Source organism: Streptomyces sp. 549 (assembly GCF_030124175.1).
Taxonomy (GTDB): Bacteria; Actinomycetota; Actinomycetes; order Streptomycetales; family Streptomycetaceae; genus Streptomyces.
Map to the genome: position 1 here is coordinate 59,264 of NZ_JASKMT010000016.1, position 25,006 is coordinate 84,269.

28 protein-coding genes and 1 pseudogene are annotated in these 25,006 nt (G+C 71.3%); 12 read left to right on the top strand and 17 right to left on the bottom strand.

The genetic code is table 11. The features are described from left to right. Positions 1–271 precede the first annotated feature (271 nt). The 5 genes from QNO07_RS18245 to QNO07_RS18265 form a co-directional block, all read right to left on the bottom strand. Positions 272–664 carry a DUF4229 domain-containing protein gene (locus tag QNO07_RS18245; protein ID WP_502961877.1) on the bottom strand — a complete coding sequence of 131 codons (393 nt, stop codon included), beginning with the start codon at positions 662–664 and terminating at the stop codon, positions 272–274. A 24-nt stretch (positions 665–688) separates the two neighbouring features. After that, on the bottom strand, positions 689–1,207 hold the full coding sequence (locus QNO07_RS18250) for a GNAT family N-acetyltransferase (protein ID WP_283993284.1): 519 nt from the start codon (positions 1,205–1,207) through the stop codon (positions 689–691). Positions 1,208–1,341: 134 nt separating this feature from the next. Beyond that, a complete protein-coding gene (gene mqnE, locus QNO07_RS18255) occupies positions 1,342–2,508 on the bottom strand; it encodes an aminofutalosine synthase MqnE (RefSeq protein WP_283993197.1) in 1,167 nt (388 codons plus the stop codon). A gap of 130 nt (positions 2,509–2,638) precedes the next feature. After that, entirely contained in the window at positions 2,639–3,091 is a 453-nt protein-coding gene (locus QNO07_RS18260) for an Lrp/AsnC family transcriptional regulator (protein ID WP_283993199.1), read from the bottom strand. A 51-nt stretch (positions 3,092–3,142) separates the two neighbouring features. Further along, positions 3,143–3,883: a UbiX family flavin prenyltransferase gene (locus QNO07_RS18265; RefSeq protein WP_283993200.1), complete on the bottom strand. Its 741-nt coding sequence runs from the start codon at positions 3,881–3,883 to the stop codon at positions 3,143–3,145. Between the two features lie 373 nt (positions 3,884–4,256). On the opposite strand from QNO07_RS18265, the gene QNO07_RS18270 reads away from it, so the two are divergent. Together QNO07_RS18270 and QNO07_RS18275 are read left to right on the top strand one after the other, a co-directional pair. Beyond that, positions 4,257–5,348, top strand: coding sequence for a hypothetical protein (locus QNO07_RS18270; RefSeq protein WP_283993201.1), 1,092 nt, complete (start codon positions 4,257–4,259; stop codon positions 5,346–5,348). Positions 5,349–5,415: 67 nt separating this feature from the next. Further along, positions 5,416–6,057 carry a rhomboid family protein gene (locus QNO07_RS18275; RefSeq protein WP_502961878.1) on the top strand — a complete coding sequence of 214 codons (642 nt, stop codon included), beginning with the start codon at positions 5,416–5,418 and terminating at the stop codon, positions 6,055–6,057. A gap of 160 nt (positions 6,058–6,217) precedes the next feature. Here the strand turns inward: QNO07_RS18275 and QNO07_RS18280 are convergent, their stop codons facing one another. Together QNO07_RS18280 and QNO07_RS18285 are read right to left on the bottom strand one after the other, a co-directional pair. Beyond that, positions 6,218–6,451: a DUF397 domain-containing protein gene (locus QNO07_RS18280; protein WP_283993203.1), complete on the bottom strand. Its 234-nt coding sequence runs from the start codon at positions 6,449–6,451 to the stop codon at positions 6,218–6,220. Beyond that, positions 6,424–7,308 (bottom strand): helix-turn-helix domain-containing protein, encoded by an 885-nt coding sequence (locus tag QNO07_RS18285; protein ID WP_283993204.1) that lies wholly within the window; start codon positions 7,306–7,308, stop codon positions 6,424–6,426. The genes QNO07_RS18280 and QNO07_RS18285 overlap by 28 nt, the downstream gene beginning before the upstream one ends. 405 nt (positions 7,309–7,713) lie before the next feature. Between QNO07_RS18285 and QNO07_RS18290 the strand changes: the two genes are divergently transcribed. From QNO07_RS18290 to QNO07_RS18305, 4 genes are all read left to right on the top strand, one after another. Then, the gene (locus tag QNO07_RS18290) at positions 7,714–8,094 is read left to right on the top strand and encodes an ATP-binding protein (protein ID WP_283993206.1); all 381 of its coding nucleotides are present in this window, start codon (positions 7,714–7,716) and stop codon (positions 8,092–8,094) included. After that, positions 8,091–8,525, top strand: a complete 435-nt coding sequence (locus QNO07_RS18295; protein WP_283993208.1) for a hypothetical protein — start codon at positions 8,091–8,093, stop codon at positions 8,523–8,525. The genes QNO07_RS18290 and QNO07_RS18295 overlap by 4 nt, the downstream gene beginning before the upstream one ends. Positions 8,526–8,608: 83 nt before the next feature. Further along, positions 8,609–8,827 (top strand): hypothetical protein, encoded by a 219-nt coding sequence (locus QNO07_RS18300; RefSeq protein WP_283993210.1) that lies wholly within the window; start codon positions 8,609–8,611, stop codon positions 8,825–8,827. A gap of 3 nt (positions 8,828–8,830) precedes the next feature. After that, positions 8,831–9,223: a hypothetical protein gene (locus tag QNO07_RS18305; protein ID WP_283993212.1), complete on the top strand. Its 393-nt coding sequence runs from the start codon at positions 8,831–8,833 to the stop codon at positions 9,221–9,223. A gap of 316 nt (positions 9,224–9,539) precedes the next feature. Here the strand turns inward: QNO07_RS18305 and QNO07_RS18310 are convergent, their stop codons facing one another. Next, complete coding sequence (locus QNO07_RS18310; protein WP_283993213.1) at positions 9,540–10,427, bottom strand: SDR family oxidoreductase; 888 nt, start codon at positions 10,425–10,427, stop codon at positions 9,540–9,542. 22 nt (positions 10,428–10,449) lie between these two features. On the opposite strand from QNO07_RS18310, the gene QNO07_RS18315 reads away from it, so the two are divergent. Beyond that, positions 10,450–11,031, top strand: a complete 582-nt coding sequence (locus tag QNO07_RS18315) for a TetR/AcrR family transcriptional regulator (protein WP_283993215.1) — start codon at positions 10,450–10,452, stop codon at positions 11,029–11,031. An 18-nt stretch (positions 11,032–11,049) separates the two neighbouring features. Beyond that, a pseudogene (locus QNO07_RS18320) lies at positions 11,050–11,372 on the top strand (pyridoxamine 5'-phosphate oxidase family protein); the annotation flags it as partial. Between the two features lie 22 nt (positions 11,373–11,394). On the opposite strand, the gene QNO07_RS18325 reads toward QNO07_RS18320, so the two are convergent. The 4 genes from QNO07_RS18325 to QNO07_RS18340 form a co-directional block, all read right to left on the bottom strand. Continuing rightward, a complete protein-coding gene (locus QNO07_RS18325; protein WP_283993217.1) occupies positions 11,395–11,904 on the bottom strand; it encodes a MarR family winged helix-turn-helix transcriptional regulator in 510 nt (169 codons plus the stop codon). Between the two features lie 132 nt (positions 11,905–12,036). Next, positions 12,037–13,422: an FAD-binding oxidoreductase gene (locus tag QNO07_RS18330; RefSeq protein ID WP_283993220.1), complete on the bottom strand. Its 1,386-nt coding sequence runs from the start codon at positions 13,420–13,422 to the stop codon at positions 12,037–12,039. A 117-nt stretch (positions 13,423–13,539) separates the two neighbouring features. Beyond that, positions 13,540–14,475: a menaquinone biosynthesis prenyltransferase MqnP gene (gene mqnP / locus QNO07_RS18335; protein WP_283993221.1), complete on the bottom strand. Its 936-nt coding sequence runs from the start codon at positions 14,473–14,475 to the stop codon at positions 13,540–13,542. Beyond that, the gene (locus QNO07_RS18340; RefSeq protein ID WP_283993222.1) at positions 14,472–15,923 is read right to left on the bottom strand and encodes a menaquinone biosynthesis decarboxylase; all 1,452 of its coding nucleotides are present in this window, start codon (positions 15,921–15,923) and stop codon (positions 14,472–14,474) included. Before QNO07_RS18340 ends, mqnP begins: the two co-directional genes overlap by 4 nt. A 279-nt stretch (positions 15,924–16,202) precedes the next feature. Here QNO07_RS18340 and QNO07_RS18345 point away from each other — a divergent pair, with 279 nt between their 5' ends. Continuing rightward, positions 16,203–16,628, top strand: coding sequence for a PLD nuclease N-terminal domain-containing protein (locus tag QNO07_RS18345; RefSeq protein ID WP_283993224.1), 426 nt, complete (start codon positions 16,203–16,205; stop codon positions 16,626–16,628). A gap of 24 nt (positions 16,629–16,652) precedes the next feature. Here the strand turns inward: QNO07_RS18345 and QNO07_RS18350 are convergent, their stop codons facing one another. Beyond that, complete coding sequence (locus tag QNO07_RS18350; protein ID WP_283993225.1) at positions 16,653–17,489, bottom strand: NAD(P)H-binding protein; 837 nt, start codon at positions 17,487–17,489, stop codon at positions 16,653–16,655. Positions 17,490–17,651: 162 nt separating this feature from the next. Here QNO07_RS18350 and QNO07_RS18355 point away from each other — a divergent pair, with 162 nt between their 5' ends. The 3 genes from QNO07_RS18355 to QNO07_RS18365 all read left to right on the top strand — a co-directional run bounded on the left by QNO07_RS18355 (position 17,652) and on the right by QNO07_RS18365 (position 20,626). Next, complete coding sequence (locus QNO07_RS18355; protein WP_283993226.1) at positions 17,652–18,473, top strand: alpha/beta fold hydrolase; 822 nt, start codon at positions 17,652–17,654, stop codon at positions 18,471–18,473. A 70-nt stretch (positions 18,474–18,543) separates the two neighbouring features. Continuing rightward, entirely contained in the window at positions 18,544–18,954 is a 411-nt protein-coding gene (locus tag QNO07_RS18360; RefSeq protein ID WP_283993227.1) for a Rid family hydrolase, read from the top strand. Between the two features lie 340 nt (positions 18,955–19,294). Continuing rightward, positions 19,295–20,626, top strand: coding sequence for a polysaccharide deacetylase family protein (locus QNO07_RS18365; RefSeq protein ID WP_283993228.1), 1,332 nt, complete (start codon positions 19,295–19,297; stop codon positions 20,624–20,626). A gap of 51 nt (positions 20,627–20,677) precedes the next feature. Here QNO07_RS18365 and QNO07_RS18370 read toward each other — a convergent pair whose 3' ends face one another. The 4 genes from QNO07_RS18370 to resB all read right to left on the bottom strand — a co-directional run bounded on the left by QNO07_RS18370 (position 20,678) and on the right by resB (position 25,003). Next, a complete protein-coding gene (locus QNO07_RS18370) occupies positions 20,678–21,250 on the bottom strand; it encodes a GNAT family N-acetyltransferase (RefSeq protein ID WP_283993229.1) in 573 nt (190 codons plus the stop codon). A gap of 169 nt (positions 21,251–21,419) precedes the next feature. Continuing rightward, on the bottom strand, positions 21,420–21,656 hold the full coding sequence (locus tag QNO07_RS18375; RefSeq protein ID WP_283993230.1) for a tectonin domain-containing protein: 237 nt from the start codon (positions 21,654–21,656) through the stop codon (positions 21,420–21,422). Between the two features lie 393 nt (positions 21,657–22,049). Beyond that, positions 22,050–23,159: a c-type cytochrome biogenesis protein CcsB gene (gene ccsB, locus QNO07_RS18380; protein WP_283993231.1), complete on the bottom strand. Its 1,110-nt coding sequence runs from the start codon at positions 23,157–23,159 to the stop codon at positions 22,050–22,052. Then, positions 23,156–25,003 carry a cytochrome c biogenesis protein ResB gene (gene resB, locus QNO07_RS18385; protein ID WP_283993232.1) on the bottom strand — a complete coding sequence of 616 codons (1,848 nt, stop codon included), beginning with the start codon at positions 25,001–25,003 and terminating at the stop codon, positions 23,156–23,158. Before resB ends, ccsB begins: the two co-directional genes overlap by 4 nt. Positions 25,004–25,006 lie beyond the last annotated feature (3 nt).

The following is a 25,006-nucleotide window of genomic DNA, read 5'->3' on the forward strand; positions in this document are numbered from 1 at the left end:
AGCGGCAGAGATCGACGTGCAGCCGCGCGACGAGCGGGACGCTCGTCAGAACGGGAGGAGTGGCTGCGTTTGTCATGAACCTCACGCTAACACCGGATCTTTGACTTGCCCAAAGCCTTCCTTTGGGAAGTCCGTACGACGCAGCACAACACCCCACCGGGCAGTGGTGATTCCCGGTGGGGTGCGTTCGGCGGTGTGACGAGGCTTACGTGCGTGCGGTTCGGGCCGATCGGGGGCGGGCCGGTCGGGGGAGGGCCGCCCCGGCCGGGTGTCAGCGCTGGTCGTCCTCCTGGCCGCGGTTGGCGGCCAGCTTGCCCTTGAAGCTGCCGGAGACCCGCTCGACGCGGGGTGCGATCTGCTCCGACATGGCGTCGCGCTGCCTGCGCAGCAGCACGTAGCTGAGCGGCGCCGAGATGAGGATGGCCAGCGCCAGCAGCCACAGCGGGTTGGACTTGCCGATGCCGGCCGGGATGACCCCGACCTGCGCGAGCACCGTCAGCAGCACGTAGCAGCCGACGAACAGCCCCAGCCGCATCAGCGTGTAGCGCAGCGCGGCGCGGGCGGTCTTCGGCTTCGACGGCTGCGGGTCCTGCCGCGCGGGCCCTGCCGGATCGGGCGTGCTCGACGGGTCGGGCGTGCTCGACGGTTTCGACGTGCTGGTCACGGCGGTCTTCCTTCTGGTGAGTCGTCAGTCCAGGGACAGCCACAGAGTGACGTCGTCCCGGTAGTCGTCGTCCGCGACCTTGATCGCGTCGGGGACGCGGCCGACCTCCCGGTAGCCGCACGCGCCGTAGAAGCGCTCCAGGCCGAGCCCGCCGCGGCAGGTCAGCCGGATGCCGCGGATGCCGTCCAGGCCCCGGGCGGCGTGCGCGGCGGCGACCATCAGGTCCCGGCCGACGCCCCGGCCCTGTGCCGCCGGGTGCACCATCACGGTGTACAGCCACACCCAGTGTCGCATCAGCCGGTGGGTGTTCAGCGTGAGGAAAGCTGTGCTGCGCACCTCACCCCGGTCGTCGAGGCCGACGACCAGGCGGGTGCGGCCCTCGGACATCGCGTTGAGGTGCCTGAGCAGTTCCGGGCGCACGTCCTGCGGGGTGACGGTCGGCACGAAGCCGACCGCGCCGCCGCTGTTGACCACGTCGGCCCACAGCCGGCAGACGCCGTCCGTCAGGCCGCGGTCCACCGGCGGGTCGAAGACGTGCCGCACCGCCCCGACGCCGGGCGGCAGACCGCCGGGAACGTCGTCGGGCGCGCTGCCGGAGGAACGCCGGGAGGCGCCGCCGGGAGCGCCGCTGTCCGTCCCGGGGCCGGTCGTGGCCGGCCCGCGGGTGCTCTGCGCACTCACACCCGCATGGCCTGCGGCGACTCACGGCGGGCCGGGTCCGGGCCCTCGTACTCGCGCAGGATCTCGTAGCGGGTGTTGCGCTCGACCGGGCGGAAACCGGCGTCCCTGATGAGTTCCAGCAGGTCCTCGCGGGTCAGCTTGTCCGGGGTGCCGTAGGAGTCCGCGTCGTGGGTGATCTTGTACTCGACGACCGAGCCGTCCATGTCGTCGGCGCCGTGCTGGAGGGCGAGCTGGGCGGTCTGCACGCCGTGCATGACCCAGAAGACCTTGACGTGCGGCACGTTGTCGAAGAGCAGCCGGGAGACCGCGAAGGTCTTCAGCGCCTCCGCGCCGGTCGCCATCGTGGTGCGCGCCTGGAGCCGGTTGCGGACCTTGCCGTCCTGCATGTCGACGAAGTCGTGCTGGTAGCGCAGCGGGATGAAGACCTGGAAGCCGCCGGTCTCGTCCTGCAGCTCACGCAGCCGCAGCACGTGGTCGACGCGGTGCCGCGGCTCCTCGATGTGGCCGTAGAGCATCGTGCACGGGGTCTTCAGGCCCTTCTCGTGCGCGAGGCGGTGGATGCGGGACCAGTCCTCCCAGTGGGTGGCGTGGTCCACGATGTGCTGGCGGACCTCCCAGTCGAAGATCTCCGCGCCGCCGCCGGTCAGCGACTCCAGACCGGCCTCGATCAGCTCGTCGAGGATCTCGCTGGCGCTCAGCCCGGAGATCGTCTCGAAGTGGTGGATCTCCGTCGCCGTGAACGCCTTCAGCGACACCGTGTCCGGCAGCGCCTCCTTCAGCGCGCTCAGCGACCGCGGGTAGTAGCGCCACGGGAGCGTGGGGTGCAGGCCGTTGACGATGTGCAGCTCGGTGAGGTTCTCGCCCTCCATCGCCTTGGCGAGCCGGACGGCCTCCTCGATGCGCATCGTGTAGGCGTCCTTCTCCCCCGGCTTGCGCTGGAAGGAGCAGTACGCGCACGAGGCGGTGCACACGTTGGTCATGTTGAGGTGGCGGTTGACGTTGAAGTGCACGACGTCGCCGTTCTTGCGGGTGCGCACCTCGTGGGCGAGCGAGCCCAGCCATGCGAGGTCGTCGGACTCGTAGAGGGCGATGCCGTCCTCGCGGGTCAGCCGTTCCCCGGCGTGGACCTTCTCCTCCAGCTCACGCTTGAGCCCAGCGTCCATGCGTCGCGCCTCCTCGTTGTCCCGGCCCGCCGGCCGGTTCCTGATCCCGTGAGGGGCCGGCCGCCTCGCGCCCCATCGAGCGTACGCCACCGGCCCTGGCCGTCTCCGACCCCGTCCCGGCAGCCGCCGCTCACCCCTCGGGCAGCTCCCCGACCCGGTTCTCCCACTTCGTGGAGAGCACGATCGTGGTCCTGGTCCGGGACACGCCCTTGGTGCCGGACAGCCGGCGGATGGTCCGCTCCAGGTCGTCCACATCGCCCGCCCGCACCTTCAGCATGTAGGAGTCGTCCCCGGCGATGAACCAGCAGTCCTCGATCTCCGCGAGGTCGCGCAGGCGCTGCGCCACGTCCTCGTGGTCGGTGGCGTCGCTGAGCTGGATGCCGATCAGCGCCGTGACGCCCAGCCCGAGCGAGGGCGCGTCGACGGTCGCGCGGTATCCGGTGATGACCCCGGCCGCCTCCAGCCGGTTGATGCGGTCCGTGACGCTGGGACCGGACAGTCCGACCAGCCGGCCCAACTCGGCGTAGGAGGCCCTGCCGTTCTCCCGCAGCGCCTGGATGAGCTGTCTGTCCACCGCGTCCATGCGTGCCGCTGCCTTCCGTTGTCCCGCCTGACGAGAGTTCCGTAGATGAATCTAAGGCATCGGCCCCGCGTTGCCTGCACTCCCGAGCTCTCCCTGCCACCGGTGGTACAGCTTGTGCGGCACCGACACCGCGTCGAGTACCCGCCCGGCGACGAAGTCGACCAGCTGCTGGATGTGCGTGGCCCCGGCGTAGAAGCCGGGTGAGACCGGCAGCACGACCGCGCCCGCCTCGTCGAGCGCCACCAGCTGCTTGAGCGTCTGACCGGTCAGCGGCGTCTCGCGCACGGCGACGACCAGCGGGCGCCGCTCCTTGAGCGTCACGCTCGCCGCCCGCTGCAGCAGGTCCTTCGACAGGCCCAGCGCCACCCCGGCGACACAGGCCGTGGACGCCGGCACGATCAGCATGCCCTTGCAGCGGTACGAACCGGAGGACGGCCCGGCGGCGAGGTCGCCCGCCGGCCAGTACCGGACGGCGCAGGCGGAGGAGTCATCCGGAGCGTCCGAAGCGTCCGAAGCGGTCAGCTCGCCCAGCGCGTCCAGCTCGCCCGCGAAGGTGTCCGGGCTGCCGTCCGCGCCCCGGGACAGCCAGCGCCGCAGGTCCTCCCGCCAGTGGCCGTCGCGGAACGGGTGCCCGGTCTCGTCCAGCAGCGTCAGCCGCGACGCCCGGCTGACCACCAGGTCCACCTGTTCACCCGCGGCCAGCAGGCCGCGCAGGACGGCGGCGGCGTAGGGGGTGCCGGAGGCGCCGGAGATGCCGACCACCCAGGGGCGCCGGTCAGCGGTGTCAGTCACACGTCGAGCCTACGGTCCCGGACGGACAAGCCGGACACCCGGCCCGCAGGCCCCTTCGCAGGCCCTCCCACAGGCGCCCTCCCACAGGCCCTCTCCGACGCCCCCGGGGAGGCGCGCCACGTCGGGGCCTCCCCGGGGGCACCGCGCCACGCGGGAAGCCGCACAATGGAGAGCGGTCCCGCAGCGGGACCGCTCGCACGCCCGGGAGCCCGCCATCAGCTCACACCGCCGCAGCGCCCTCCGCCGGCCGTCCGCCCCCGGCCGGCAGGCCACCAGTCCCCCTTCGTCCACCAGCCGCCGTCCGTCCGCCGGTCCCCGCAGGTCCGCGGCCCGACGGGCGTTCACCCGTCCCCGGTCGTCCGCGGCCCGCCGGGTGGGCGTCTGGCGCCGGTCGGCCGCCCTGCTGTGCGCCACCGCGCTGCTGGCCGGCGGCACGGTCGCGTGCAGCGCCGCCGAGCAGGTGTCCACCGCGTGGAAGGTCAAGCACGCCGTGGACAAGCTCGGCGCGCGCCAGTCGGTGTCGATGACGGCCCGCCTCGACGCCACGCCCGAGCAGATCCACCGCTACCTCCAGGAGGGCCGCGGCACCGGCCGCGGCCCGCGCGCCCGGGAGAACGCGCAGCTGCTCGCGGACCTGGAACTGGCCGTGTCGGTCAGCGCGGACAAGCCTCTGCGCGAACTCACCGACTCCGACCGGGCCGACAGCGCCGCCGCGGTGAACTTCGGCGGTCTCGACGTGTTCGGCCTCAAGTCCGTCGACAAGAAGCTGTACCTGCGCACCAACCCGGCCGCCCTCGCCCAGGAACTGGGCGAACGCGGCTCGCTGCTGGGCCGGGTCGCCGACCTCGACCGCCTCACCGCGACGCTGCCGCCCTCCCTCGCCACCGCGAAGTCCGCGCTCAGCGGCGACTGGGTGCGCGTCAACCCCAACGAGTTCGGCGAGTTCAGCGAGGCACTCGGCGGCCGGGCCGGCGCGGGCACCGACCGGGCGGCGGACTCCACCGCCGTGCTGCGCAGCGCCACCCTCCAGCAGCGGCTGGTGACGGCCGTGGAGGACGCGCTCGGCCGGCACGCCACGTTCCGGGCGGCGGGCCACCACGACGGCGCCGAACACGTCACGCTGCGGCTGCCGGCCCGCGAGGTCGGCCGGCAGCTCGCCGCCGCGCTGCAACCGGTCCGGGCCCAGCTCGGCGACCTGGACCTGTCGGTGCTGGAGCGCGCGCCGGACCGCACGGTCGAGATGGACCTGGCCATCCGGCACGAGACGCTGTCCACCCTGACCGTGGACGTCGGCCAGTTCGACGACGGCCGCACCGGGCGGCTGCCGCTCCAGCTCACCTTCGCCGCCGGGGAGGCCGTCTCGGTGGCCGCCCCCACCGGCGCGGGCAAGCTCAGCCCGGACGACCTGCTGGCCGCGCTGGCCTACGTGTCGGTACGTGATCCGGAACTCTCCAACCGCCTGTGAACGTTGACCGGAGGACAGCACCTACCCTGTAGGGACGGCAGAACGTACGAGACCCGGGGGGTCGGCGATGGCGTACGGAGCACAGGGATCACCCGGGCCCACCCGGCGGTCCAGAGCGATGGCCGCCGGCACCTTCATGCTGGCCTGGGTGGCGCTGCTGTGGCTGCTGGAGGCGATCGACGGCACCAACGGGCCCATCGTGCAGGAGTACGGCATCCGACCCCGCGACCTCGACGAGGTCATGGACATCTTCCCGGCCGCGTTCCTGCACTTCGGCTGGAACCACCTGATGGCCAACTCGGTGCCGCTGCTGATATTCGGCTTCCTGGCGGCGGTGCGCGGGCTCACCCGGTTCGTGGGCGTGGTGCTGCTGATCATCGTGGTGAGCGGGCTCGGCGTCTGGCTCACCGCGCCCGACGGCTCCAACACCGCCGGCGCCTCCGGTGTGGTCTTCGGCCTCTTCGGCTACCTGCTGGTGCGCGGCTTCGTCGAACGCGACGCGCTCGACATCACCGTGGGCATCACCGTGCTGCTGCTCTACGGCTCGATCCTGTGGGGCGTGCTGCCCACCACCGCCGGTGTGTCCTGGCAGGGCCACCTGTTCGGGCTGATCGGCGGCGTACTGGCCGCGTTCTGGCTGCGCCGCTCCCCCACCGCCCGCCCGGCGAAGGTGCCACCCGGCGGCATCGGCCCCAGCCCCTGGAGCTGAGCGGGAACGGCCCGGGGGGCCGTCCACCCCGCGCTGACGGTCGTGCGCGCTCGGCGATGGGGCGGCGGGCTGGGGTGGCCGATGGCGCATGGCGTGCGACGACCGCGTGAAACGACCCCCTCATCGTTCCTGAGGAGGGTCGCTTCACGCGCTGTTGGGTTCAGCTGGTCGCGTGGCCCTCCTGGATGCGGGCAACGAACGCGGACCAGGCGGCTGCCGGCACGACCAGCGCCGGGCCGGTCCTGTCCTTGGAGTCGCGGATGCCCACTTCGCCGGTCAGAGGCGCGATCTCGACACACGACCCGCCCTGGTCGTTGCTGTAGGAGGACTTGTACCAGGCTGCTTCTTCGGCCACGTCGAGGGCCGTCAGATGAGTAGTGATGGCGTCTTCCACCCTTGTGTGAGTCGGTGCAGGAAATCGGCTGTGGCAGCCGGGGCCAGCGCGCTCTCGCGCATGGCGTCAAACCGGCGCATGGCCTTGGAGACCTCGCGCCGTGCATCGGTGACGCTGATGGTGCTCGGCAGGTCCATCTGGACGACCGGTTCCAGTTCGTCAGGGAACTCGAGGATGCTGAAGTTGCTCTGCGCGCGGTAGGTCACCACCTCGTTCGGCAGGATCTGCACCGTGACGTTGTCGAGGCGGGACAGCTCGACGATCTCCTGGTACTGCCCGCGCATCACCTCGGGACCGGCGACCATGCGGCGCACTGCGGCCTCGTCCAGGACGGCCCTCAGCACCAGCGGCTTGTCCGACCGGGTGATCAACTCCTTGCGCTCCATGCGCAGTCTGGTGTTGGTCTCGACGAACTCGCTGGTGGTCTCGTCGACCGGCTTCGCCAGCAGGAACATGGCGCGGGTGTAGCTCTCCGTCTGCAGGAGGCCGAAGACCACGTCGGGTTGGAAGGCGCGGATCTCGCTGGCGGCTTCCTCCAGCCCTCGGTAGGTGGGCATCCGGGAGGGCATGTACTGCTTGTAGGGCGTCCACGGGTCCTTGCTGAGTGACTCGCGGTGGAGTTGGAGCAGGGTGTCCCGGTCTTCGCGGTCGTCCAGCTCGTACAGGGTCATCAGGTCGTCGAGGTCTCCCACGCGCGGCAGGTCGTTGTCGCCGCTTTCGACCCGCGCCAGTTTGGTGTGCGAGAACCCCAGCCGGTCGGACACTTCCTGGAGCGTCAGTCCCTTGCCCTCCCGGAGCCTGCGCAGCTCTCTGCCCAGCTCCCGGCGTCGGAACGTCGCGCCTCGCCTCGCTGCCACTTGCCGTCCTCTCCTGCATGTGGGGGCTCGTCGTGACGGGTGCGCACCGCCGGGGTGGGTCGTGTCCCTGAGTGTCCCACCTGCTGTGCCCCTGTGAACAAGCCCTGCCAGTGATCTGGCATTTGCCATTTTTCGTGAGATTGCCCCTGTGCTTGCACATTAAGTCTCACATGCACGACGGTGGGAGGGCCAGCGCATACGCGGATGAGGCAGTGCAGAACCGGCCTTTGGTACCTCGCGGGCCCCCTCGGTGTGCGCACCCCCCATCAACCTGCTGAGGACTGAGCCATGCCCCTCTCTGCGCCCATCACCGGCCGGAAACGCGCTGACGACAACCCCGGACAGCCCGAGGTGCTCCCTGGGTTGGCCCTCCGGGTGACCCGCACCGAGCGCACAGGGCCAGGAATGACCGACAAGGAGAGGCCTTGGCCGGGCTGCATCCGCAGCATCGTGAGGGCGCACCTTCGATCCTGGCGCTGCGAGAACGCGTCAGCGGACGCGGAACTGATCGCCACCGAGTTGGTGACCAACGCCTTCCAACACGGGTCCGGTGCCGAGATCGGAGTGCGGATGACCCTGACTCCGACGCACCTGCGCTTCGAGATCGACAGCGGCCCCGGAAGCAGGCCACGGCCTTCCGCGCGAGCCGTCGGCCAACTGGAAGAAGGCGGCCGCGGCTTGCTGCTGGTGGCGGGCCTCTGCGACGCCTGGGGCGTCAGCCCGGACGGCTCCCGCACCTGGTGCACCCTGACCGTTGCCGCCGACCAGCCGGGGCCCGGCCGATGACCCACCCGGCCCCCGCGCCCGACATGGCCGACCTCGCACGCGCGGTCAGAGCGCTCCGCGCGGTCGTCCAGCACCAGCCCGCCACCGTGGAGGTGGGCCGGGTGTGCGACATCGTGACCACCGCGACCGGCTCGGTGGGCGAGGCTCTGCTGGACCGCATCGACACCGGCCCCGGGGGTTGCGGGCCGGTGATCGCGCACGACCGGTACCTGTGCTGGCTGGTGCCGCCGGGAACCGCCGCTCGCGGCTGGTCGCACCCGGCCGCTCGTTGCACCGGTGAGGGCCAGTTCACCTTGCCGCCGACCACCCACACCGCCGCGCCGTACCCGTACTGGGTGCGCCGAGACACCGGACGCCGGGTCGACGCGGGCCTCCTGCACGCCGCCCTGGACGAGGCCGACCCGGCCGGGACCAGCCGCCCGGCCCCCTGACCGCCGCGCCCCGCTCGCGGTGCCCCCGTCCCGCCCGCGGGGCGCGGCTCACCCCCTCACCTCGACCTGTAAGGGAGGAAACCATGTCCGTGCTGCCCGTTCCCGGTCGGCCAGGAGCGCTGACGGCCGCCGAGGCCAACCCGGCCCGCAACTCACGCCCCGGCCCGCCACCGGCGATGGCCCGGCTGTGTGCGCTGGAGGACGACCGCTTCCGCAGCTACTGCCTGCTGCGACTCATGCGGGAAGCCGCCCGTTCTGAGCACAGTCAGCACGGCCAGCCCCGTCACCAACCCACCGGCTGAGCGATGAGCAGTGCAGGCATCCGCCAGGGTGAGGCCGCCGCAGCGGCCGTGCTGTACGTGTGCGTCGATCGTGGCTCGCTGGTTCCCACCCCGGCCGCTCGGCGTGCCCGGGAGGAGGGCCACGCGTTCGCGCGGGAACGCGGGCTGACGATCACCGAAGTGGTCACCGACAGGTACGGCGAGCCGGACCCCCGCCGCCGCGAAGGCTGGCAGCGGGTCCGGGAACTGGCGGAGGCGGGCACGGTCGCCACGGTGCTCGTCCGGTGGCCCGCCGCCATCGCCCCCGAGTCCTCGTCCGGCTGCCGGCACCGCGAGACCGTCTGGCTCCGGGAACACGGCGTACGCGTGCGTTACACGTGGGCACCGCTGGCCACGACCGACGGCGAGAGCCGATGAGCCCTGTGGTTTTGCACGTGGGAGCGAGCGACGATGGTCGACGGTTTCGGGTATCACTTCGTGATCAATCGGTCCGGAGATGTCGATGCGAACTGGCAACGGTCCGGGGCGCTGGCCGCTCCTGAACCCGCCCGCTGAGAAGCGGTGATCCACCTCGCTATGACCGACCTGATGTCCCGCCGCCTCACCGACGAAGCCACCATCTCGTGACGCCACGCGGTATAGCCGGATGAAGTACCGATTGCGGGATGAGACATCGGGAGGAAGCGACCTTTGGGAGTGCGCATGCCCCCCGCCACTCCTGTGTGAGCATCGCTCAGATGAAGTCGGGGGCGTGATCGTGCGCCCATTGACGGAAGGTGCGAGCGGGAGTTGCCGTTATCTGCTCGAGTGTGAGGTAGGCATCGTCGTCCGGGGCGCTCGTGTCATGGGGTTCATCTGCGATGCCTTCGACGCCGTCGTAGCTTTCGAAGCCGAACAGAAAGTCTGCGTTCGCGGCCGCGAAGCCGCCTTGGGCTCGGTAGAAGCCGCGGGCTTGTTCGGCGGAGACCTCATCGAGCGTGATCTGTTCTCCGATCGCTTCTGCGATCACTGCAACCTGTTCGCGTTTGGTGAGACTGTCCGGTCCGATGATCGTGTCGATCCGTCCGCGGCGGCATGGGTCAAGCAGGTTGGCCAGGACGACGTCGGCAATGTCGGCTTCATGGACGGGATGCCCGGCCTGATCAGGAAAGGGCTCCACAGCTCGGCGATTTGCCTTGATCGATGGTCCCCATATGAGGAGTGAGTTTGTCGCGAACTCACCGGGACGCACGATGCTCCAATCCACTCCCGAGTCCATGACGGTCTGCTCGACGACGGCGTTGTACTCGGTGTCGTAGCCGGCCGTCACGGCGGCGGAGGAGACCACGACCACGTGCCCGATGCCCGCCTGCTTTGCGCGAGAGACGACTGCCCCAACGGTCTCAGGGACCGCGATCAGGACGAGTTGCGCGGCACCGTCGAATGCGTGCCTCAATGTGGACGGGGCGTCCAGGTCGCCGAAGACCACATCCGCACCATCAGGGAGTGAGGCACGTTGCGGGTGCCGCGACATTCCGCGCGCTAAGTGACCGGCGTCAAGCAGCCCTGCGACGACCAGGCGGCCGATCGCCCCAGTGGCCCCGGTGACAACAACGGGAGAGATCTTCTTTGAATGAGACATGACTTCTCACTATAAGACGTCGATGTATCATCACGCAATGGGCCTCTCCCCTCAACGTGCACGGACCCGTCAGGCGATCCTCGATGCCGCAGCAGCGCAGTGGTCTCGCGATCCCACCGTCGGCCTTGGCGACATCGCCGCCGCCGCCGGCGTGGGGCGAGCAACCGTTCACCGGTACTTCTCCGACCGTCAGGCCCTTCACACAGCGCTCATCACCGACTCGTGGACGACGCTACGAGCGGCGATCGATCATGCCGGCCCCGCCACAGACTCGGCGTTCGAGGTGATCCAACGGATCATCACCGCGATGGTGCACGCTGGTGATCGGATGAGCTTCTTGTTCACCACCACCGAAGGCACGCCTTCTGAGGCCGACGCCGGTATCGCACGAGAGGTCGACGAGCTGATCCTCGCCGAGATCGAACGAGGCCAGCGTGAAGGGGCACTCGACTCGGCAGTTCCCGCGAGGTGGGTGGAGTTGATGATCTGGAGCACCGTCTACACGGGCCTGCGAGCCGCCGCCGATGGACTCGTACCACGGCACGGCGTGGACGAACTGATACGCCGAACTCTTCGCCGAGCGGTAAGCGAGCAGCCCGAGTAGCGTCCAGGACCAACCCAGCCGGTCTGGTGCCTCCTCGACGGTGACGACGTCGCGTTCACCACGGAGGCGGACGGCGTCACGGGCCGCAACCTCACGCGCGACGGACGGTTCGCCCTCTGCGTCGACTTGGACCGGCCGCCCTACGCGTTCGTCTGCTGCAGGGACGCGCCGAGATCTCCCAGGACCCCCGCGAGACGCTGCGCTGGACCGGCCTCCTCGGCGGCCGCTACGTGGGCGCCGACCGCGCCGAGGAGTACGCCGCACGCAACGGCGGGCCCGGCAACCTGCTCGTCCGCGGCCGCATCGGCAAGGTCATCGCCTTCGACGGAATCGCCGTCTGACGCGCACCACGCCGACCGGCGCTCACGACGCCGGTCGGCCGGGCTGCTTCGCCGTCCGCATGCCCGGCACCGGCGGCTGCCCGGCCGCCTTGCTCTCCGCGTCCAGGGCTCGGCCGGCTGCCCGCAGCGTCCCGAGGACCTCCGACAGCTCGCGCACGGAGTGCTCGGGAATCACCGACCCGATCCGCAGTTCCAGCTCCTCCTCGAAGACCTTCACCGCACCGGACACCAGTTCCCGCCCCTCGGGCGTCAGCTCCACGATCGAGGACCGGCGGTCGTGGGGGTTGGCCCGCCGCGCACACAGGCCCGCCGCCTCCAGTCGGTCGACCACCTTGCTCGTGCCGCCCACCGTGATGGAGAACTCCTCCGCGATGTCCTGGATTCTCGGTCCGGGGTGACGCAGCAGCAGGTGCAGCACCTCGAACGAGGTCAGCGGCAGGTCGTGCTCGGCCCGCAACCGCGCCTCGATGCCGTTCCACAGCTCGATCTCCAGCGAGACCAGCTCCCGGTACAGCCGCTTCAGGTCAGCCATCACTCATCTTCCGAAGAACTATCTTCCGTGGATGGCTAACTGTAGGTCACCGCTAGCAGGGCGCGTGCGGGGTGCCCCGGGCCTGGCCGATGGCGGGAGCGTGCGGGCAGGCCGTCCGCAGGTGGCTCGCGCTCAGACGTCGGGACGGATGTTGTGGTTGAGGCGGAAGGTGTTGTCCGGGTCGTACTGGGCCTTGATCTTCGCCAGGCGCCGGTAGTTCTCCTCACCGAAGCCGTCCACGACCCGGTCGCGGCCCTCCTGCCCGATGAAGTTCAGGTAGACGGCGCCGCTCGACCACGGCTGCATCTCGGCCACCGCGCCCCGGGCCCAGGCGCGGGCGTGGTCGTCCTCCGCGGGGTCCTCCCAGAGCGTGAACGGGTGCACGACCCAGGCCGCCGACCGCCACGGCACGGGGAAGTCGGCCGGTCCGCGTGCCACCGCCCCGCCCTGCGGGAACAGAGCGTGCTGGGAGGCCGTCGGGCTGGGGATGGCCGCCCCGCGGGCGCAGTACAGCTCCACCGCCTTGTCGGGAAGTGCGTCCAGGTACTCGGCCGACCAGTAGTTCCGCATGCCGGGCGGGTCGTCCAGCATGCTCTGCAGCTCGGCGTAGGGCATCTCGGCGACCATCGACGGCTCGAAGCCGTCCCGGGTCAGCGGCTCCAGCACCTCGCGGGCGTCGCGCTCGCCGCCCAGGTAGGTGACGAGCAGCCCGCAGGCGACCTTGCCCACCAGGTCCTCGGGCACGAAGGGGTCGGGCGGTCCGGTGAGGTAGATCGCGCCGCCGCCGACCTCGTCCGGCGCGCCGTCGATGAACGCGCGGTAGGCCTGCACGACTTCCGGGCCCGCCGCCACCGGGAGCAGGAACAGCGCCACGGTGACCGTGCCGACCGGGTGCAGGGCCAGCGTCAGCGAGGTCACCACGCCGAAGTTGCCGCCGCCGCCGTGCAGCGCCCAGAACAGGTCCGGGTTCTTGTCGGCGTTCGCGGTCAGCTGCCTTCCGTCGGCGGTGACCACCTCCGCCGACAGCAGGTTGTCGCAGGCGAGGCCGAACCGGCGCTCCAGCCAGCCCGAGCCGCCGCCCAGAGCGAACCCGGCCACACCCGTGGTGGACACCCGGCCGCCGGTGGTGCCCAGGCCGTGGGACTGGGCGGCCCGGTCCAGGTCGCCCATCACCGCTCCCCCGGCGACCCGCGCGGTGCGGGCCTCCGGGTCGACCCGCACGTCGTTCATGCGCCGCAGGTCGATGACGAGGCCGCCCTCGGTCAGCGACATGCCGGCGACGCTGTGCCCGCCGCCGCGCACGGCGATGGTGAGGCCCTGGTCCCGGCCGAAGCGGATCGCCCTGGCGACGTCCCGGGGGTCCGCGCACTGCGCGATGACCGACGGACGCCGGTCGATCATCGCGTTGAAGATCGTGCGGGCCTCGTCGTACCCCGTATCCCCCGGGGTGAGCGCCTGGCCGGTGAGGTCCGCGCGGAGACCCGCCAGGGCGGTGTCCGTGACGTCGAGGAGTGACATGACGTCCCCCTTCCGCAGAGACTGTCGGGGACGGCCTCAGGCTATGCCCGACCTGCCCGACTTATTCCGCTTCGGGGTACTTTTTTCAGCTTTCTTGACCCGTGGCGCCGCGTCACCTCACCAGGTCAGGCCGCGCACCGCCAGGTCCGCCAGCGCGCACAGGAACAGCGCGATGCCGATGAAGCCGTTGACGGTGAAGAACGCCCGGTTGAGACGGCTGAGGTCGCCCGGCCGCACCAGGGAGTGCTCGTAGACGAACGCCGCCGCGACGATTCCCAGGCCCACCCACAGCAGCGGCCCGGCGTCCGTCGCCAGCGCGTACCAGGCGAGCAGGGCCGTCGTCAGCACATGGCAGCCGCGCGCACCGTACAGGGCGGCGGCGACGCCGAAGCGGGCCGGCACCGAACGCACGCCCTCCGTCCGGTCCGCGGCCACGTCCTGGCAGGCGAAGATCAGGTCGAAGCCGCCGATCCACACGCCGACCGCGAGGCCCAGCAGCACCGCGTCCCACGACCAGGCCCCGGTGACCGCGATCCACGCCCCGATCGGACCCATCGCCTGGGCGAGGCCCAGGATGGCGTGCGGGAAGTCCGTGAAGCGCTTGCCGTACGGGTAGACCACCATCGGCACCACGGCGACGGGCGCCAGCATCAGGCACAGCGGGTTGAGCAGCGCGGCGGCGGTCAGGAACACCGCCAGCGCCACCAGCGCGCCCGTCCACGCCGTGCGCACCGACACCGCGCCGGTCACCAGCTCCCGCCCGGCGGTACGCGGGTTGCGGGCGTCTATCTCCCGGTCGATGATCCGGTTGGCGGCCATCGCGAACGTGCGCAGCCCCACCATCGCCACCGTGACGAGGAACAGCTCCCACCAGTGCGTCGTCCCGCTGACCTGGAACATCGCGGTGAGCGAGGCGATGTAGGCGAACGGCAGGGCGAACACCGAGTGCTCGATCATCACCAGCCGCAGGAACGCCTTCGCCCGGCCGGACCGCTCGGGCCCGGTGCCCGGCGCGGCACCCGCGGTACCGGTGCCGGGCGGGGCACTGCTCACAGCCCGTACTCCTTCCACCGCTTGGTGACCCGCTCGGCCACCACCGGGTCGGACTCGACCATCTGCGGCCAGCCGCCGTCGCGGGTGTAGCCCTCGCCGGGCAGCTTCGCGGTGGCGTCGATGCCCGCCTTGCCGCCCCAGAACTGCTGGTAGGAGGCGTGGTCCAGGTGGTCGACCGGGCCTTCGACGACGCTCAGGTCACGGGCGTAGTCGGTGTTGCCCAGCGCCCGCCAGGCGACCTCGTGCAGGTCGTGCACGTCGCAGTCGGCGTCCACCACCACGATCAGCTTGGTCAGCGACATCATGTGCGCGCCCCAGATCGCGTGCATGACCTTCTGCGCGTGCTTGGGGTAGCGCTTGTCGATCGAGATGATCGCGCAGTTGTGGAAGCCGCCCGCCTCGGGCAGGTGGTAGTCCACGATGTCAGGGACGATGATCTTGAGCAGCGGCAGGAAGAACCGCTCGGTGGCGCGTCCCAGCGGCCCGTCCTCGGTCGGCGGCCGGCCGACCACGATCGACTGCAGCAGCGGCCTGCGGCGCGTGGTGACGCAGTCGATGCGCAGCGCGGGGAAGTCCTCCTGCGGCGTGTAGAAGCCGGTGTGGTCGCCGAACGGCCCCTCGGGCAGCATCTCGCCCGGCTCCAGCCAGCCCTCGATCACCACCTCGGCGTTCGCCGGGACCTGGAGCGGCACGGTCTTGCAGTCGACCATCTCGACCCGCTTGCCCTGCACGAAGCCGGCGAAGAGGTACTCGTCGATGTCGCCCGGCAGCGGCGCGGTGGAGGCGTACGTGACGGCGGGCGGGCAGCCGAACGCGATCGCCACCGGCAGCCGCTCCCCGCGCCGGGCCGCCACCTGGTAGTGGTTGGTGCCGTCCTTGTGGATCTGCCAGTGCATGCCGATGGTGCGCTTGTCGTGCCGCTGGAGGCGGTACAGCCCCAGGTTGCGGATGCCGGTGTCCGGGTGCTTGGTGTGGGTCAGCCCCAGGTTGAAGAAGGAGCCGCCGTCCTCGGGCCAGGTGAACAGCGCGGGCAGCCGGTCCAGGTCCACGTCGTCACCGGTGAGGACCACCTCCTGCACGGGCGCGTCCTTGACCTTCTTCGGCGGCACGTGCGTCATCCCGGCCAGCTTGCCGAACGCCTCCCGCATCCCGACGAAGCCCTGCGGCAGCTCCGGCTTCAGCAGACCGCCGATCCGGTCGCTGATCGCCTCGTAGGAGGGCAGGCCCAGGGCCTTCAGCAGGCGGCGGTCGGTGCCGAAGACGTTCATCGCCAGCGGCATCGCCGAGCCCTTCACGTTCTCGAAGAGCAGCGCCGGGCCGCCGGCCTTGTTGACCCGGTCGACGATCTCGCCGACTTCCAGGTAGGGGTCCACCTCGGCCTTGACGCGCTTCAGGTCACCGTCGCGCTCAAGCGCCCGCAGCAGCGAGCGAAGATCCTCGTATGCCATGCCTGCCAGTATCCGTCAACGCCCCCGGCGCCCGACCGGCGGGAGGCCGGAGGCCGGCCCGGAGGCCCGCGCGGAGGGCGCCGGGGTGTCGGCGGGGGCGGACGGGACGCTGCCGGAGCCGGGGCGGGACGCGGGCGGGGCTTCGGCGGGTGCGGCGTTTGGCGCACCGGACGCCGGTAACGGCGGCCGTCCCATTAGGCTGGTCTTGTACCGGGGCCCGCTGGTTCAGCTCCCCGTGACAGCCCGGCACAGGTCAGGACGTACTCAGGGGGCGTTCCCATGCTCAAGATTCTGCCGTTCCTCCTGGTGCTGGCGGTGTGGATCTACGCCTTCATCGACTGCCTCAACACTCCGGAGAAGGACGTACGCAAGCTGCCCAAGGTCGTCTGGGTCATCATCGTGCTGCTGTTCGGCCAAGTGCTGATCGGCCCGATCGCCTGGTTCGCGGTGGGGCGCCCGCGCCGCAACACGCCCTACGGCGCCACCCGGGCCACCGAGCGCCGCTGGATCGCACCGGACGACAACCCCGACTTCCTCAAGTCGATCAAGGACGACCGCGGCCCGACGCCCACCGACGGACCGGCCCCGACGGACCGCCCCGGCACCCCGCCCTCCTCGCCCGAGTCCGGCGAGCGCTCCCTGGAGGAGTGGGAAGAGGAGTTCCGGCGCAAGGACGGCCCCGACGACGGCCCGTCGAAGGGCTGAGACGGGCTGAGACGGGCTGGCGGTTCACCCCCGCCAGGCTCCCGCCGCCGCAGCCCGCACGACGTACTCCTCGAAGGTCCGCGGCGGGCGCCCCAGCACGGTGCTGACGCCGTCCGCCGGCTCGGCGAGCAGCCCGCGCCCCATCAGCTCGAACATGTCAGCGACGTGCCGGGCGTCGCCCTCGCTCCAACCCGCCTCCACGCGTGCCGCGACGTACTCGGCGGCGGAGACCTCACGGTAGGCGAGGGGCCGCCCGGACGCCCGGGAGATCAGCTCGACGGCCTCGGCGAAGGTCAGCGAGCGCGGACCCGTCAGCTCGTAGGTCCGCCCGGCGTGCCGGCCAGGCTCGGCCAGCACCGTGGCCGCGACGTCGGCCACGTCCTCCAGGTCGACGAACGGCTCGGGGACGGCACCGGCCGGCAGCGCCAGCTCACCGGCGAGCAGCGGGGCGTGGAAGACGTCCTCGTCGAAGTTCTGATCGAAGTTCGACGGCCGCAGCACGGTCCACTCCAGCGCCGAACCGCGCACCGCGTCCTCGGCCGAGCGCATGTCCAGCCCGAACGCCGAGCCGCCCCAGGTGTCGGCGCCGTGCCCGGAGAGCAGGACCAGGCGCCGCACCCCGGCAGCCTCGGCCCGCGCCACGAACTCGTGCACCGGTCCTGGCACGGGCGGAGGTACGACGTAGACCGCCGTGACGCCCCGCAGGGCGGAATCCCAGCAGCCCGGGTCGGACCAGTCGAAGCGGGTCCGGCTCGACCGGGAGGCGGCGCGTACGCGTGTGCCGTTCAGCCGCAGCCGGGCGGCGACGCGTCGGCCGGTCTTGCCGGTGGCACCGAGAACAAGAGTGGTGTTGTTGGTCATGGCACCGATTCAACGGCGTCCGCGTGGACGATTCCATGGCTGAGAAGCCAGACCACCTTCGTGATCGTCTCACCTCGGCGAACCGGCCGCGTTCGGTGACCTCTGCGCCCGCCCGAGCCGCAACGCCGCGACACCGCGCGCGGCCACGCCTAGCCTGGTGTCATGGCCACGGTGCGGGTCGGCGAGGTGGAGGTCGGCCGGGTACAGGTCGGCGGCGGGGTACAGATCGCCTACGCGCGCGTGGGCCACGGACCGCCCCTGGTCCTCGTGCACGGGGCAGGGCTGGACGGCCGCATGTGGCAGCCGCAGCTCGCGGGACTGGCCGACGAGTTCACCGTGGTGGCCTGGGACGAGCCGGGCGCGGGACGCTCCTCGGACCTGCCGGCCGGCTTCGGCCTGGTGGACTTCGCGCACTGCCTCGGCGCCGTGATCGAGGCGCTGCGGCTCGGCCCGGCCCACGTCTCCGGGCTCTCCTGGGGCGGCACGGTCGCGCTGGAGCTGTACCGCCACCGTCCGGAGCTGGTCAGGACGCTGATCCTGGCCGACACCTACGCCGGGTGGAAGGGCTCGCTGCCACCGGAGGAGGTCGCGGCCCGCGCCGAAGGGGCCAAGCGCATGCTCGCGGTACCCCGGGAGAAGTTCGACCCGACGCTGCCGGGGCTGTTCGCCGGTGACCCTCCCGCCGCGTTCGTGCCGTTGCTCGGCACGATGGCCCACGACGTGCGGCCGGAGACGATGGGAGCGCAGCTCCTCATGATGGCCGAGGCCGACCAACGGGACCTGCTGCCCGCGATCACTGTGCCGACCCTGCTCCTGTGGGGCGAGTTCGACGCGCGGTCCCCTCTGAGCGTCGCCCATGCGTTCCAGGACGCGATCGCGCACACAGAGCTTGTGGTGCTCCCCGGCGCGGGGCACGTCAGCAACCTCGAGACGCCGGAGCGCTTCAACCGCGCCGTCCGCGAGTTCTGCCGAGCCCACGCCTGACCGGGCCGGGGGGCGCGGTACGGCGGGAAAACGTGGTGCCTGTTCGCGGCAGGCCGGGCAGACTCGGGGCATGGCAGCGAAGATCACCCGTATCAATCCCGAGCAGTTGCACGAGACTCCCGGCTACCACCACATCACCGTGGTGGAGACCGGACGCACGGCCTACCTGGCGGGGCAGTGCCCGCTCGACCGGAGCGGTGACCTGGTCGGCGCGGGCTCCGTGGACGAGCAGGTCGACCAGGTCGTCGTGAACGCGCTCGCCGCCCTCGCGGCGGTGGACGCCCGACCGGAACACGTGGTGCGCTCGGTGATCTACGTGCGGACCGACAGCACCGATGTCCTGGCCGACGTGTGGCACCGGCTCACCGCCTCCACCCTCGGACCGGCGTTCACCACCGCCAGTACGCTGCTGGGTGTCGCACAGCTGGGCTTCGCGGGTCAGCTGGTCGAGGTGGACCTCACCGCCGCGCTGCCCGGCTGAGCCGACCCACCTCCGGCCGCGCCCGTCCCGCCCGTCCCGCCCGGGCGCCCGAGCGCCCGAGCGCCCGAGCGCCCGCGATAACGGCCCGGTCCCCCTCGCGTAACGGACTGACGGCTCCCGTACCGGGGGCCGCCGCAGCGCTGTACCCGACCCGCCGCCGTCCCGTAGCCTCGCCGCTCGCGCCGAGTGCCGTGACGCGCCCGGCTCGGGCGCCGCAGCGCCGGCGCGAGGTGCCCCGACGCACGGCAAAAGCTCAGCAAATCCATGGGCGGCCCCGGAACCGGCATGCTGCGCACGGGCTCCTTCTCTGTGTCGAACGTGAGTGACCGAGGGGAACACGATGTCGGAGGACGGCGGAATAAGCCGGCGCGGGCTGCTGGGAGTGGGGGCAGCCGCGCTGGTGTCCATGGGACTCGCGGGGTGCGCCCTCGACGACAGCCCCATCGCGGACGGCGACAGGCCGGACGGCAAGGACCCGAAGGGCGACAAGCCGAAGCCCAAGCCGATCGGAGACGGTTCGACCGAGGACTCCGGCCCGCAGCCGAACCAGCCGCCGAAACCCAGACCGCTGGAGCCCGGCGAGCGCCCCCCGCAGTTCGTGATCTTCTCCTGGGACGGGGCCGGCGAGGTCGGCAACGGCCTGTTCCCCCGGTTCCGCAAGGTCGCCGAGAACCACGGCGCCGCGATGACGTTCTTCCTGTCCGGGCTGTACCTGCTCCCGGAGTCCAAGAAGGACCTCTACCGGCCGCCGAACAACCCGGTCGGCGCGTCCGACATCGGGTACCTCAAGGACGAGAACATCCGGCTCACCCTGGAGAACCTGCGCGAGGCGTGGCTGGAGGGCCACGAGGTGGGCACCCACTTCAACGGGCACTTCTGCGGCGGCTCCGGCTCGGTGGCGAACTGGACGTCCGAGCAGTGGCGGTCGGAGATCGACCAGGCCGTGGACTTCGTCGCCAAGTGGCGCACGAACACCGGTTTCACCGACCTGAAACCGCTGCCCTTCGACTACCGCAAGGAACTCGTCGGGGCCCGCACGCCGTGCCTGCTCGGCCAGGAGAACCTGCTGCCGACCGCCGCCGAGCTGAAGTGGCGCTACGACTCCAGCTCCTCCGGGGGCCTCCAGGTCTGGCCGGCGAAGAAGCAGGGCGTCTGGGACCTGCCGCTCCAGTCGATCCCGTTCCCCGGCCGCTCCTTCGAGGTGCTGTCGATGGACTACAACATCCTCGCCAACCAGTCCGAGGGCGCCAACACCAAGGGTCCGGCGTCGGAGTACCCGGCCTGGCGCAAGCAGGCCACCGGCGCCTACGTCGCCGGCTTCCAGCGGGCCTACGAGACGAACCGGGCGCCGCTGTTCATAGGCAACCACTTCGAGCAGTGGAACGGCGGCATCTACATGGACGCCGTCGAGGAGGCGATCAAGCACATCGGCGACGCCAAGCACAAGGACGTGCGCATGGTGTCCTTCCGCCAGTTCGTCGACTGGCTGGACGTGCAGCGGCCGGAGACCCTGGACAAGCTCCGCGGCCTCGGCGTCGGCCAGGAGCCGGCCGGCGGCTGGAAGTCCTACCTCGGAGCCGGCGGCACCGAGACGGACCCGGGTGCGGAGCCGGGGAAGGGTACGGGCGGCGCCTCCGAGCGGCCCGGCGACGGTGAGGACGGCGGCGCCTGAGCCGCCTCCTGAGCCCCGGCACGCCGGCCGCCGGGGCCCAGGACGGATGCTTCAGCGCAGGTCGAGCCGCAGGAGGACCCGGGGATGACCGGCCAGCACCGAGGTGGTGTCGGCCGCGTGGCTGAACCCGGCGCGCTCGAAGTTCTTGCGGATCCCGGCATACGCCATCGTCGTGTCCACCCGGGCGTCACCGTTGTCCAGGGGATACGCCTCGATCACCGGTGCGCCGTGGGAGCGGGCGAACTCGACCGCCCCGGCGATCAGGGCGTGCGAGATCCCCCGCCTGCGATGGCCGGGGCGGACCCGGATGCACCACAGGGACCAGACGGGCAGGTCGTCGATGCGCGGGATGGTGCGGCTGCGGGCGAAGGACGTGTCCGAGCGCGGCGCCACCGCGGCCCAGCCGACCGCCTCGCCGCCGTCATAGGCAAGCACCCCCGGCGGGGGCTGCCCACGGCACAGCTCGCCGACGTACTCACCGCGGGCCGGCCCGCGGAGTTCGTTGTTGAGCCTGGACGGGAGCCGGTAACTCAGGCACCAGCAGACGTTGGCACCGGGAGACTTCGGGCCGACCAGGGCCCGGACGTCCTCGAACACCGACGCCGGGCGGACTTCGAGGGTCATGCCGCCACGATGCCACGACGCGCGCGACGGCGCTGCCCAGCCCTCCGCCTCCGCGGCGTGGATCGCCTGATCGGGAGGTTGCTCGCCGTTTCTGCTTGCGCCGAGGTCGGTCACGCCCAGGGGCGTGACCGGACCGGCTTCCGGCGGCGGGATGCCGAGTGGTTGGGGGTCAGCCGGGCAGATCGCCGGTGTAGCGGTAGATGTTGCCGCCGGAGTTCACGCCCCAGACGGTTCCGTCCGCCGCCGCCCCGATGTCGGTGAGCGCACCGGGGACCTGCACCCACGGGTTGGCGTCGTTGTTGGTGTAGCGGTAGATGTTCCCGCCCGAGTTCACGCCCCACACATTGGTCCTGGACCCTGCCGAGATCCGGACGAGCGCACCGCTGATCTGCTTCCAGTCGGCCATTTCACCGGCTCCTTTTCGTCTTGGGATTGCTGCATGGAGACACTCCCGCGACGGAACGATTCAGCATTCAAGCGCACTTTCGGCATGATCCTAATTTTCGTCTGGAAAGTCGTGTTTGCTGGATGGGCCACGTATCCGGGCTGGGCTTGTGCGGCTCAGCGTTTCAGCGGTTCGCCAAAGGGTGACCTGAACAGAGGTCCCGCCTGTGGGTTATTCACGCTTATCACGTTGACGCCGACGAGTACGCGAGAGCGCGGGCAGCCGGCGCGGGGCAGCCCTTTAGCCCTGCACCCCGAGAACCGGTCACACCAGCCCGCCGCACCGGCACGCCGTCAGCCCCCGTACCCGTGAGGGCGCGGGGGCTGACGGCGTGCCGAAAGGGGCCGGGCGCGGCTACACGCCGGAGTAGGAGTGCAGACCGTCGACGAACATGTTGACGCCGTAGTAGTTGAACAGCCAGCAGGCGAAGGCGACCAGCGCCAGGTAGGCGGCCTTGCGGCCCTTCCAGCCGACGGTGGCGCGGGCGTGCAGGTAGCAGGCGTAGGCGGCCCAGGTGATGAAGGACCAGACCTCCTTGGGGTCCCAGCCCCAGTACCGGCCCCAGGCGCTCTCGGCCCAGATCGCGCCCGCGATGATGGTGAAGGTCCAGAACGGGAAGACGGCCGCGTTGATGCGGTAGGCGAACTTGTCCAGCGAGGCGGAGGCCGGCAGCCGCTCCATGACCGAGGTGGCGAACGCGCCCGGCTTGCCGCCGCGCTCCAGCTTCGCCTCGTAGCGGTCGCGGAACAGGTAGAGCACCGTGCCGACCGCGCCCAGGTAGAACAGCGCGCCGCAGACGATCGCCAGCGAGACGTGGATCCACAGCCAGTACGAGTCCAGCGCGGGCGGCAGCTGGTCGCTCTCGGTGTAGAGCACCGTGGTGGCCAGACCCAGGTCCAGCAGGACCGTCGTCACCAGCGGCAGACCCACCCAGCGCACGTTCCTGCCGGTCGCCAGCAGCACCAGGTACGCGCCGACGACCACCATGGAGAAGGTGGTCGAGAACTCGTACATGTTGGCCCACGGCACCCGTTCCACCGACAGCCCGCGGGCCACGACGCCCGCGGCGTGCACCACGAAGGCCAGTGCGGTCAGGGCGACGGCGATGCGCCCGTACGTGTCGCCCTGCACGTCGCCGCCGGCCGCACCGGGCCCGTCCGGCACGTCCGGCCGGCCGGCCGCGGAGGAGCGGGTGACGATCCGGGGGCGCTCCAGCACGTCCGTGCCGCCGGCCGACGCGGCGGCCGGACCGGAGCCCGGCGCAGCGGCGGAGGAGGACGCGTCGGCGTCCCGCCTGCGCCCCGGGCTCAGCGCCGCCGCGGTGCGCGCGACCCGGCTGCGGCTGCCGAAGACCCACTCGGCGATGTGCGCGACGAAGGCGAGCGTGTAGACGGCCATGGCCGAGTACACGAGCACGTTGCTGATGTCGGCGAGCGACTGGTTGTTGGCCGCGGCGAAGTTCACTGGCCGGCTCCTTCGGCGGAACGGTCGGTACGGGCGGGACTGGCGGGGGATTCGGGGCTGGCGGGGGCTTCGGGACTGTCAGGCGATGCGGTGCTGACGGCTTCGGGGCGGGCGGGGGCGAGGGGGGCGGCGTGCCGCAGGCGTTCGGCGAGGTCGCCCAGTTCCTCGGGCACCCTCGCGGACTCGCTGCGGCCCAGCGCGGCCATCTCCACGACGGTACGCCCGTCCGGTCCGGCCACCGCGCGCACCCACACCCGTCGGCGGGACAGGAACAGCGACCCGGCCAGGCCCAGCACCGCGGCGACCGCGCCGCCCAGCGCCCAGCCCTTGCCGGGCTCCTGGGAGATCTGGAAGCTCGCCCAGCGCTCCACGCTCTCGAACCTCAGCTCACCCGCGCCGTTCGGCAGCTCCATGGTGTCGCCCGGTTCCAGCACCTTCGCCAGCGGATCACCGCCCTTCTCGGTGAACTGCTTCATCTTCTCCACGTCGAGCTGGTAGACGCTGCGCGGCTGGCCACCGTCCACGCCCAGGTCGCCGCGGTAGGCGGTGAGGAACAGCGCCGGGTTGGTGAGGGCCGGGAACTGCGAGGCCATCTGGCCGGACCCGGGCAGGTAGGTGGGCACGAAGAACCCCTGGAAGCCCAGCTGGTCCTTCTCCCCCTTCGCGTCGCGGTAGTCGGTCACCTTCACCACGCCCTGCGAGGTGACGTTCGCGTCCAGCGGCAGGAACGGCACCGGCCCGCGGAACGCCACGTCGCCCTGCCCGTCGGTGACGGAGACGACCGGCGCGTAGCCGTGCGCCAGCAGGAACACCTTGGAGTCGCCGACGCTCAGCGGCCGGTTCACCTCGATCGCGGCCTTCTTCTCCTCGCCGTCCGCGCCCTCCCAGTAGGTGACGTCCGCGCGGAACTCGCGCGGAGTGCCCTTCTGCGGGCCGCTGGGCTCGAAGCTGGAGTGGAACGAGTCCAGCGTGAAGCCGAACGAGTCGAGGCTGTCGGTGCTGTAGAGCGAGCCGGCGCGGAAGTCGTCGTACTGGGTGAGCGTGTTCGCGAAGCCGTCGCCCTGCACGATCAGCTTGCCGCCCTCGGACCGCCACAGCTGCCCGGCCGCGAAGGCCACCAGCATGACGATCAGCGCCACGTGGAAGACCAGGTTGCCGGCCTCCCGCAGGTAGCCCTTCTCCGCCGCCACCGAGCCGCCGGGGCCGTCCGCCTCGGTCCGGAAGCGGCGGCGGCGCAGCGTGGAGCGGGCCGCCTCCAGCACCTGCTCGGGGTCCTCGTCGGTGTGCCAGGTCGTGTAGGCGGGCATCCGGTCCAGCCGACGCGGGGCGCGCGGCGGGCGGGCCCGCAGATGGCCGACGAACTGCCAGCTGCGCGGCACGATGCAGCCGATCAGCGAGACGAACAGCAGGATGTAGATCGCGGAGAACCACACCGAGCTGTACACGTCGAACAGCTGGAACGTCTCGTAGAAGCCGGACAGCGTCGGGTTGTTCTGCCGGAACTCGGCCGCCTTCGCGGCGTCCACGCTGTTCTGCGGGATGAGCGAGCCGGGCACGGTGCCCAGGGAGAGCAGCAGCAGCAGGATCAGTGCGACCCGCATCGAGGTGAGCTGCCGCCAGAACCAGCGGGCCCAGCCGATCACGCCCAGCGACGGCAGGTTCGGCGGCTCGGACTGCTCCTGCTCGGGCGTCGTCGACAGCTGGGCCGACGCCTCCCGCGCGTCTCTGGCCTCCGCGGCGTCGGCCGTCTCGGCGGCGTCGGCCGTCACCCTGGTCTCGGCCATGTCCGCCGGGTCGGTGCCGTTCCTGCTGTCGGTGCTGCTGCCCGTGCCGGTGTCGCTCATCGC